Origin of the sequence: Ralstonia pickettii, assembly GCF_001699815.1 — a bacterium.
Taxonomy (GTDB): Bacteria; Pseudomonadota; Gammaproteobacteria; order Burkholderiales; family Burkholderiaceae; genus Ralstonia; species Ralstonia thomasii.
In genome coordinates this window covers 1-9371 of sequence record NZ_MCGB01000028.1, presented here as the reverse complement: position 1 = coordinate 9371, position 9371 = coordinate 1, and the positions used below count along the sequence as shown (strand labels likewise).

The following is a 9371-nucleotide window of genomic DNA, read 5'->3' as shown; positions in this document are numbered from 1 at the left end:
GTTCGCGACGGTGCGCCACCGTACGACGCGCACGCGTAACTGCGTATCGCGACCAACCTTCCTCGGACTGGCATTCAAGCTGATCGAGGAAGCCGAGAAAACCTGGCGCCGTATCAACGGCCCCGAAAAGATCAAGCTGTTGCTCGAAGGAGTTGCCTTCAAGGACGGCGAACCGGTGCAAGACGATCGACCGGCTCAGCAGAAAATCGCCGCTTGAAATCGACCGCCATCAAATTGTTCATACACCACTCTTGACGTTAGCTCCCGCACGAATCAGCAGGAGCTCGCAGGCCGGCACTGCTCGGGTCAGGCTGTTGAGGCCGCGGTGCTGCCGGGCTTCGCGCTTGAACTGCTCGAGCGTTTTAAGGTGCTGCGGGTCCTCGATCTGCTCGGCCCGGTCGTAGCAACGTCGATGACTGGCGATCATTTCGGCGCCGTCGAACACCCGTACCTGGTTGAGGTCCGCGCGAACCGTCAACGTGCGCCGTACATGGGTATGCGGAATCGTGTAATCGTTCAGATCGAAGCGCACGTAAGGCGTCTTGCCGACCTTGACGGCGAGTTGCTCTTCAACGGGATACGGGTTGTCGGGCAGCGGCAGCAACAACGGCTGCTCCCTGGCAAACGCCTCGCGCACCGTCATCGCCCGATCCTCGGGGCAAGGCCGGTCGGCTGCCTGGGTTCGGCACCACTGCTCGGCTTGCGCGTTCAGATCGTCGAGGTCGGTATACTGGCGTGCAGCAAAGAAGGCTTCCCGAACGTGGCGAATCGCGCGCTCCACACGTCCTTTCTCATTACCACGGGCCACGGCGACTGGCCGAGGCTCGAAGCGGTAATGGCCGGCGAACGCGAGCAACGTTGGATGGAATCGGATGGCGTCGCCAACGCGCTCGAGCACGGCCGATTTCAGTTGTCGTACAGCAGGACCCTTGGGAGTCCGCACCACGTATTGAACGCACCAACGTGTCCGCGCAGGAAGTTCTCCATACGGGCGTCGGGGAAGAAGCGCAAGTAAATGTCGCGCGAGTACGAGAGCACCATCACGAACGCCATCAGTGGTCGACGTGCACGGCCAATCTCGATGTAGCCGAAGTGACCCCAATCGACCTGTGCTTGCTCACCCGGCAATGTCCTCAGTCGCAGGAAGGCCTCCGCGGGCTTTCTTGGACGGTGCAGCGAGATCAGATGCCGGAAGTGGTCCGGTGCGCCTTTGTAACCGCGCTCGCGAACCATGAAGTAAAGGCGGCTGGCCGTCAGCGAGGGATATTTCTCCAACGTCTGCCGGATGAACGGCAGATACGGCTCGATCATTGACGGCTTCGGCACCGGACCGATTCGAGGCAACCCAGCTCGGATGAGCACCCGCTGCACCGTCTCGCGGTGTACGTGCAACTGCTTCGCGATCGTGCCGCACGGCCACTTCTCGGCGTGATACAGGCGCAGGATCTGCGCCTCGAGTTCAACCGGAATCGTCATCGGGATCTCCACGATCTATGCAACGGCCAACGGACTTGCCATCGGGACGGGTACGACGGGAACCACGGCGGCGCACGAAGCCGGTTCGCACCAGCAGCGGCAACGGGCCGCCGCAGCAATGACAGCGCAGCGGCGTCGGCGCCGCCGCACGCGTGGCGGCGTTGGCAAGTGCAACGGCGGCGTCGAGCTCCGGCTGCAGTACATCATTGACGGGGGAAGTGGGTGAACCCTGATGCGTCACGTATTTGCGTCGGGCCCGGTAGCGTCGGGCTCGGGCCGCGTGAGCGAATCGTCCGCGGCGGGTGCGCTGATAGCGATGTCCGGCCTCGCGTACGCTGTCGCGGCGCGCGTCGTCGGCGCAGTCACGGCAGTATCGATTACCGCGATCGCAACGGCGGCAGATGAAGACCTGCGCCCGGCAGCGGGCGCACAAATACAGGCGGCCCGTGGGCTGCAGCATTGGCGGTTCCTGTCGAACGCCAAAGATGAGGAGTCGACCGAGATCGACGGGCCGCGCGAGCAATGCGATACTGGCTGCTCACACGGCTCTCCGGCCGGCCGATGGGCCTGCCATCTGGATACCCTGTGGAGGTGCGGCGCCGAACTGGACTTGGCGGTTGAGGCCGGTGCCGCACCTGTTGTTCTTCTTCGGCAAACGCCTTTCTACCATGCACCCGGCTCCATGCGACGCGGGGCGCGTCTCCAGTCGCCCTACGGGCTCCTTACGTCGCGCCTCGCACAACCACTTGCTCGTCCCGCATCGACCGTATTCGCAATTTCTATTTTTATGCGTGCGCCGTGCCGCCACTCAATGACGCCGCCGGAAAAGCGCGGATTCTGACCGCCATCGACACGAGGGGCTGGAGGAAACCCGGAAAACCCAGGTGTCGCTGCAAGACATTGCCCGACAGATCAATCCGCTTCTTCGTGGGTGGATTGACTATTACGGGCGGTTCGCACCATCGGCACTGGCCCCTCTGCTTCGCTACGTCAATCAGACGTTGCTGGCTTGGGCGATGCGTAAGTTCAAGCGCTTCAAGGCTCACAAGATCCGGGCGAGCCAGTTTCTTCAGCAGCTTGCTGCTACGCGTCCCGACCTCTTCGTACACTGGCGACGCGGTATGGTCGGTACGTTTGCTTGATGGGAGCGCAGTGAGTCGAGAGGCTCACGCTGTGTTCTGCGAGAGGCTGGAGGTGCGATTCCTCCGGCCTACTCACCCAACGCGGAACCGCCGCCTTCAACCTTCAACTACGCCCGGGACATTGCCATCGAAGCGGTTTCCAGCCGGAATTTCACGCGCAATCAAATCGGTCGTCTGAACACGACAGGCTTACCACCCACGATCTGCTTCGTCATTCATGCCGCCAGAGCTGAGTCGAGGTAGTCCACGTGACCGGGAAATCACTCGAAAAGACGCAGGCCAAGATCTCAGACCTGTTCCGCGCCGGCGGGCCTTCCCCGAGCGCAGCCTCACGTCACCTGGCGACTGCAACACTGCCGCATGTTCCTCGATGTAGCAGTTGCGTGGCGGGAGTTCGTCGCTCGAACCCGTCGACTTCGTGCTCAAAATGGGTAAGGGTATGCTGTTCGAACAGGGCCAGCGCTGCTGAGGCCGTTGCGTGCTTGCACGTCACCAGCCCCAACGCAACCGTATAGAGCGCCTTGTGAATGTCGTCCATCGGCGTGAAGCCAGGCAGCCGCGTGTCGTTCCAGACAAGACTGGTGCGGCTACCAGCGCTGGGGCACGGTCATCTCTCGTTGGAGGTGTTCGTAGAGAACGTTCGGCCGTCATGTCCACTCTATCCTGCTGTTTCAGAGTGCCGCCCCAGTTGAGCGAAGTCGTAGGTGTTCGCTCCGCGATACTTAAAGGTCGAGAACCAGCTCCGCCGACTTCGCACGCGACACGCAGACCATGATCTGTGTTTGTTTCTCGTCGTCGCGCAGCACCAGGTCCCGATGATCCGCCTCTCCCGAGCACAACGCGGTTTTGCACGAGCCGCAGGTGCCGCTTTCGCACGAACTCGGTACGCGCACGTTCGCGTCGCGCAACACCTCGAGGATCGAGCGATTGGCGGGAATGTTGAACGACGTGCCGCTGCGCGAGAGCCGAACTGTGAACGGCGTGTTTTCGCGCGCATTCGTATTGGTTGCACCGAAGCTTTCGAAGTGAACCGTGCCCGACGCCCAATGGCCGGTCATGTCCCGAACGGTATCCATCAGCGCCTGCGGACCGCAGCAGTACACATGTTGCGCCGGCTTCGACTTCTCGAATACGGACCAGAAGTCGAACGCTTTCGACGGGTCGCCGTGATCGTGATGAATCTTCACGTCCGAACGCCATTCGTCGCTGGTCAGTTCATCGAAGAACGCTGTGCCTTCCGGATCGCGGGTGAGGTAGTACAGCCTGAACGAACGCAGGCCTTCCGCTCGCAACTGCCGCGCCATCGACAGCATCGGCGTGATACCGATGCCGCCCGCAACGAGAATGAATGACTTTGCGCGCTCATCGAGGGGAAACTCGTTGCGGGGCAAAGAGACTTCCACGGCGTCACCCTCGGACGTATCGTCGATGAAGCTTATCGATCCGCCGCGTCCGTTGCTGTCACGCTTCACCGCGATGACGTAACGATTGCGCTCTTGCGAGTCATTGCACAGTGAATACGTGCGTCGCGAACCGTTGGGCACCGCCACGGTCAAGTTGGCACCTGCCTCGAATGGCGGCAGCGGCGCGCCGTCTGAGTTGGTCAGCTCAAAGCGCCAGATATCACGGGCGATCTTCTCCTTACTTGCAATCTTCAGACGAAGAAAACCGTCTTCCTGGGGGGTAGTCATGTCTGTCTCCTTCTAACCGACCTGGTTTTGCGTTGCGTCAACATGGATGGCATCATATTACTAGATATCTAATGATGCAAGTCAAGGAGGGAGCTTATTCTCGATCTTGCCCTCGGTATAAACCCTCGCTTGCCAGCGACATAAGGTCACCGTAATCTGAATATTAGACGTCTAATTATGCCGTGCGGAACGAGCCCTGTTCCAGCCGGTATTCAGAGCGGAATTCGGAGACATTCAGTCATGGCACATTCAACGTTGCACTCCGGGGACATATCCCTGTCTGCCGTAGCCGACTCGGCGGCGGAGGAGGCGACTTACCGCAAGATCACGCTCAGGCTAATGAGCTTTCTTTTCCTGTGCTGGGTCCTCAACTACCTCGATCGCGTCAACGTCAGCTTCGCGCAGCTGCAACTGAAGCACGATCTCGGGTTAAGCGACGCGGCGTACGGGCTCGGCGTGAGCCTGTTCTTCATCGGCTACATCCTGCTCGAAGTGCCGAGCACGCTGTTGCTGCGGCGCATTGGCGCCCGCAAGACCGTCACACGGATCATGCTGTTGTGGGGAGGCATCTCCACAGCGATGGCATTCATGACCGCTCCATGGCAGTTCTATCTCGCCCGGACCCTGCTGGGCGCGGCCGAAGCCGGCTTCTGGCCTGGCATCATCCTCTATCTCTCGTACTGGTATCCGTCGAAGCGCCGTGCTCGTATCACGTCGCGATTTCTATTGGCGATCGCGGTGGCGGGGATTGTCGGTGGCCCGCTTTCCGGGTTCATCCTGCAGAACTTCATGGACGTCTGGGGCTTTCGCAACTGGCAGTGGCTGTTCTTCCTTGAAGGCGTGCCGGCCGTGATTGCGGGCGCCGTTGCCTACTTCTACCTGATTGACCGGCCGCAAGACGCGCGCTGGCTGACCGAAGAACAAAAGCGACTTGTCATTGACGCACTGGACGAGGAAGGTCGCAGCAAGCCGCATAGCTCGCCGAGCACGCTGCTTGCCGCGCTGCGGGACCCCCGCGTGTATGTGATCGCCGCAGGCTGGGCGACGGTACCCATTTGCGGAACCATCCTCAACTACTGGACGCCCACCATCATCAAACAGTCAGGCGTTTCCAACCTGCTACAGATCGGGTTTCTGTCGGCGCTGCCTTATATCGTCGGCGCCGTTGCCATGCTGCTGATTGCACGCAGCTCCGACTTGCGGCTCGAGCGCCGTTGGCATTTCGTGTTGTCGACGACAGCGGGCGCAACGGGCGCGGTGCTGCTCACGATTCTCACGCACAACTCGGTTGCCGCAATCGCGTGCCTGAGCCTCATTGCGGTGAGCTATTTTGCGGCCGCCGCCATCATCTGGACCATTCCGCCGAACTACCTCAAAGGCGAGGCGGCTGCGGGCGGAATCGGCGTCATCAGCAGTCTCGGGCAGGTGGGCGCTTTCTTCGCGCCGATCGTCCTTGGCTGGGTGAAAAGCGTAACCGGCAGCTTCTCGGCCGGCATCCTGCTGGTCGCTGCGCTCGTTTTCATCGGCGGCATTGCCGTCTTCTTCGGCGTGCCGCGCGAGCGGCAGGCGCCTCAGTCCGGCGCGTGACGATGCGCGTGACGGGCTGCATTTTGACAGTCAGACAGGAGCAGGAATGAGCAAGCTTCAACTTTCCATCGCCGTGGGCAATTACGACCGGATGCGGCCGCTGATCGACGGCGACGTCCAGATCGACGGCGTCGATCCTGTGTTCATGCTGCAGGACCCGGAGGAAATCTTCTTTCGTGCATTCCGGCACGCGGATTACGACATTTGCGAGCTTTCGCTCAGCAGCTATTCGGTGAAGACAGCCGCTGGCACGTCGCCCTATATCGCGGTGCCGGTCTTTCCGTCGCGCGCGTTTCGGCACAGCTCGATCTACGTGCGTTCCGACCGCGGGATCGACCGGCCCGAGGATCTGAAGGGCAAACGCATCGGCGTGCCGGAATACCAGCTCACGGCCAACGTGTGGGTACGGCTCTTTCTCGAAGAGGAATATGGCGTGAAGGCTTCGGATATCCGCTGGGTGCGCGGCGGCTACGAGGATCCGACGCGCGTGGAGAAAATTTCGCTCAAGCTGCCTGACGGCGTCGTGCTGGAAAATGCGCCCGAAGGGCAGACGATCTCGAATCTGCTGGCCGACGGCGAGATCGACGGCGTGATCGGACCGCGTGCGCCGTCGTGCTTCGACCGTGGGCATCCGAAGGTCAAGTACCTTTTCGATGATCCGCAGAAAAGCGCCGCTGAATGGTACGAGCGCAGGAAACTCTTCCCGATTATGCACACGCTGGGCATTCGCAAGACGCTCGCGGATCAGCACCCGTGGCTGCCCGGCGCGATCGCGAAGGCGTTCGAGCAATCGAAGGAAGTGGCGCTGGCCCGGCTGAGCGACACCTCAGCGACCAAGGTGACGTTGCCTTTCATCGAGGACCAGTTGCGCAATGCGCGGCGGCTGATGGGGCATGACTTCTGGTCGTATGGATTCGCGAACAACGAGCACGTGATCGACCGCTTCCTTGCGCAGCACCATGCCGAGGGACTGTCGAGCCGTCGCCTGCAGCCTGCCGAACTGTTCCACCCGGCCAGTCTCGAGCGATTCAAGATCTGATCTCCCTCGCGACGGTTGCTCGTGCCGTCGCGCCTCCGGCAAGCGCCGGGTGCGCGACGGAGACGCGGAAGGGGGACTATACATTCAATATAATTAGTAATCCAAAATACAGATGAATATGAAGAGACATACATTCCCGCTCGCCTGCGGCGGGTTGCTGACTCTCGCCTGCACGGCGGCCCACGCACAGAGTTCGGTCACGCTCTACGGCATCATTGATGCCGGCGTCGAGTACGTCAATCGGGTACCCCAAGGCAGTGAGACTGGCTCGGTGATCCGGGAACAGTCGGGCAATCTTGCCGGATCGCGCTGGGGGCTCAAGGGGGCAGAGGACCTTGGCGGCGGCTACAAGGCTGTATTTACGCTGGAGGGCGGGTTCAATGTGAACACCGGCACGCTGGGTCAGAGCGGACGGCTGTTCGGCCGCAAGGCATTCGTTGGCGTGTCAACGCCGTACGGCACGCTCACGCTCGGACGTCACCAGAACCTGCTCTATGAGCTGATGTACAAGTATGACGCGCTGACGTTCAACCCCAGCTATTCCGCGCAAAGCATGGACAGCCAGTTCGTGAACCGCGCGGACAATTCGGTGCGCTATGGCGTGCGCCTCGGTGGCGTCACGTTTGCGGCACTGTATAGCACCGGCTTCGACGCGACGATTCCGAACGGTGGGAGCCTGCCCGGCGCAACGAAAGTGGGCCGCGAAATGAGTGCGGCGGTTCTGTATGATCGCGGGCCGTTCAGTATCGGCTTGACGTATGACCAGTTGCAGGGCACCTCGATCGCGACGCAGAGCAATGCGCAGCAGCGCGCGCTGCTCGGCGTGTCGTATGACTTTGGGCCGGTCACGACGCTGGCGGGCCTGCGCTGGCTGAACACGCGCAATACCGATGTGCCGCCGAGCTCGCTGCTCTATTGGGGGGGCGTGACCTGGAGGGTGAATGTGCCGCTCTCCATTTCCGCCAGCGTCTATCACACGCAGTTTCGCAATCCGCACGGCGGACCGACGATGGGGGCATTGCTCGTCGACTACTCGCTGTCCAAGCGCACTGACGTTTATGCAGAAGGGGCGTATGTTTCTAATCGTTCGTTTTCCGATGTCGGTATTCGCGGCACGGGCGTGGATATTGCGCCAGGCATGGACCAGGCGGGCGTGACCGTGGGCATTCGCCACACCTTCTGAGCGGCCGGGGCGCCGCGGCCCAATGCCTCTCGCGCCGGCTAAAGCGCTATGATTGTCACCAGTCTGATCACAATAACGGCGAGGAAGGCATGGCAGCAGCATGTACTTCGGGTAAGGGCAAGGTCGCGAGCGAGGACCCCATCCTGCGACACTGGCGCGAGGCGGTTCCGGATGATCGTCTCGCCCACCTCGTGAAGGATGCGGGCCGCGCGATGATTCGCGGCCTGCAGATGCGCCTGGCGCAGCATGAAGTCTCGTTCGGTCACTGGGCGTACCTGCGTGTGCTGTGGGTTACAGACGGGCTTACGCAGAAGGAGCTCAGCGACGAGACCGGCACCACCACGCCCACCACGTTCAGTGCGGTGTCGGCAATGGAAAAGCTCGGCTATGTCGAGCGGCGCTACGAGCCTGGCAACCGCAAGAACACGCACGTCTATCTCACGCCGCGCGGCCGGAGCCTGAAAAAACAAGCTCGTCCCGCTCGCGGAAGAAGTCAACGAAATTAGCGTCAAGGGCCTGAAAGCCACCGAGATCAACGTAGCGCGAAAGGTTCTGCTGACGATCATCGAGAACATGGCACGCGACGAATCCGAGTCGGATGACCCGGCGTTGCGCATTCCCTCGACGCGGGAAGTGGGTCATCTGATCGCGGCGCGCGGCGAAGAAATCGGTCAGGATTGAAGCGCGGGCCGGCGCTAGGGAAACGCTGATTAATTCGACTCGACCGGTCATCGCAGACGTGGCCGAGGACGTTGTAGAAGGAGCTCACGGAACGGACCCATAGTGATGAAGCGGCAAATCAGCTTTGCAGAGGCGGAAAGCGCGGGCAAGAAGCGCGTGACCAAGCGTCAGCGCTTCCTGGCCGAGATGGAGACGGTCGTACCGTGGCCGCGTTTGCTGGCGGCGATCGAGCCGTACTACCCGAAGGGCGAGCGAGGCCGACCGCCGATTGGCGAGCTAACGTCAAGAGTGGTGTATGAACAATTTGATGGCGGTCGATTTCAAGCGGCGATTTTCTGCTGAGCCGGTCGATCGTCTTGCACCGGTTCGCCGTCCTTGAAGGCAACTCCTTCGAGCAACAGCTTGATCTTTTCGGGGCCGTTGATACGGCGCCAGGTTTTCTCGGCTTCCTCGATCAGCTTGAATGCCAGTCCGAGGAAGGTTGGTCGCGATACGCAGTTACGCGTGCGCGTCGTACGGTGGCGCACCGTCGCGAACGTCGATTCAATCGCGTTGGTCGTGCGCAGATGCTG

8 protein-coding genes and 4 pseudogenes are annotated in these 9371 nt (G+C 61.3%); 8 read left to right on the top strand and 4 right to left on the bottom strand.

Annotation, left to right across the window (positions count from 1 at the left end; all coding sequences use genetic code 11):
* Positions 1-217, top strand: a pseudogene (locus BEK68_RS05515) (IS256 family transposase); the annotation flags it as partial.
* Between the two features lie 21 nt (positions 218-238).
* On the opposite strand, the gene BEK68_RS26550 reads toward BEK68_RS05515, so the two are convergent.
* Positions 239-898 carry a Mu transposase domain-containing protein gene (locus BEK68_RS26550; RefSeq protein WP_249262900.1) on the bottom strand — a complete coding sequence of 220 codons (660 nt, stop codon included), beginning with the start codon at positions 896-898 and terminating at the stop codon, positions 239-241.
* Positions 899-906: 8 nt separating this feature from the next.
* Positions 907-1488 (bottom strand): helix-turn-helix domain-containing protein, encoded by a 582-nt coding sequence (locus BEK68_RS26545; protein ID WP_249262899.1) that lies wholly within the window; start codon positions 1486-1488, stop codon positions 907-909.
* Positions 1489-1756: 268 nt separating this feature from the next.
* Here BEK68_RS26545 and BEK68_RS05505 point away from each other — a divergent pair, with 268 nt between their 5' ends.
* Together BEK68_RS05505 and BEK68_RS05500 are read left to right on the top strand one after the other, a co-directional pair.
* Positions 1757-2317: a hypothetical protein gene (locus BEK68_RS05505; RefSeq protein WP_139111339.1), complete on the top strand. Its 561-nt coding sequence runs from the start codon at positions 1757-1759 to the stop codon at positions 2315-2317.
* Between the two features lie 43 nt (positions 2318-2360).
* Positions 2361-2618, top strand: coding sequence for a group II intron maturase-specific domain-containing protein (locus tag BEK68_RS05500; RefSeq protein ID WP_065851583.1), 258 nt, complete (start codon positions 2361-2363; stop codon positions 2616-2618).
* A 722-nt stretch (positions 2619-3340) separates the two neighbouring features.
* On the opposite strand, the gene BEK68_RS05495 is transcribed toward BEK68_RS05500, so the two are convergent.
* Entirely contained in the window at positions 3341-4309 is a 969-nt protein-coding gene (locus tag BEK68_RS05495) for a PDR/VanB family oxidoreductase (RefSeq protein WP_065851581.1), read from the bottom strand.
* A 240-nt stretch (positions 4310-4549) separates the two neighbouring features.
* On the opposite strand from BEK68_RS05495, the gene BEK68_RS05490 reads away from it, so the two are divergent.
* The 5 genes and pseudogenes from BEK68_RS05490 to BEK68_RS05470 all read left to right on the top strand — a co-directional run.
* A complete protein-coding gene (locus BEK68_RS05490; RefSeq protein WP_065851579.1) occupies positions 4550-5896 on the top strand; it encodes an MFS transporter in 1347 nt (448 codons plus the stop codon).
* 46 nt (positions 5897-5942) lie between these two features.
* Positions 5943-6935, top strand: coding sequence for an ABC transporter substrate-binding protein (locus tag BEK68_RS05485; protein ID WP_065851577.1), 993 nt, complete (start codon positions 5943-5945; stop codon positions 6933-6935).
* 112 nt (positions 6936-7047) lie between these two features.
* Positions 7048-8118: a porin gene (locus tag BEK68_RS05480; protein WP_139111338.1), complete on the top strand. Its 1071-nt coding sequence runs from the start codon at positions 7048-7050 to the stop codon at positions 8116-8118.
* An 89-nt stretch (positions 8119-8207) separates the two neighbouring features.
* A pseudogene (locus BEK68_RS05475) lies at positions 8208-8799 on the top strand (MarR family winged helix-turn-helix transcriptional regulator).
* 105 nt (positions 8800-8904) lie between these two features.
* Positions 8905-9072: pseudogene (locus BEK68_RS05470) on the top strand (IS5/IS1182 family transposase); the annotation flags it as partial.
* 47 nt (positions 9073-9119) lie between these two features.
* Here BEK68_RS05470 and BEK68_RS05465 read toward each other — a convergent pair.
* Positions 9120-9371 (bottom strand): annotated as a pseudogene (locus tag BEK68_RS05465) (IS256 family transposase); the annotation flags it as partial.

Coding starts and splice junctions, on each gene's coding strand:
- BEK68_RS05495 (WP_065851581.1), bottom strand. CDS start 4,309: ATGACTACCCCCCAGGAAGACGGTTTTCTTCGTCTGAAGATTGCAAGT.
- BEK68_RS05490 (WP_065851579.1), top strand. CDS start 4,550: ATGGCACATTCAACGTTGCACTCCGGGGACATATCCCTGTCTGCCGTA.
- BEK68_RS05485 (WP_065851577.1), top strand. CDS start 5,943: ATGAGCAAGCTTCAACTTTCCATCGCCGTGGGCAATTACGACCGGATG.
- BEK68_RS05480 (WP_139111338.1), top strand. CDS start 7,048: ATGAATATGAAGAGACATACATTCCCGCTCGCCTGCGGCGGGTTGCTG.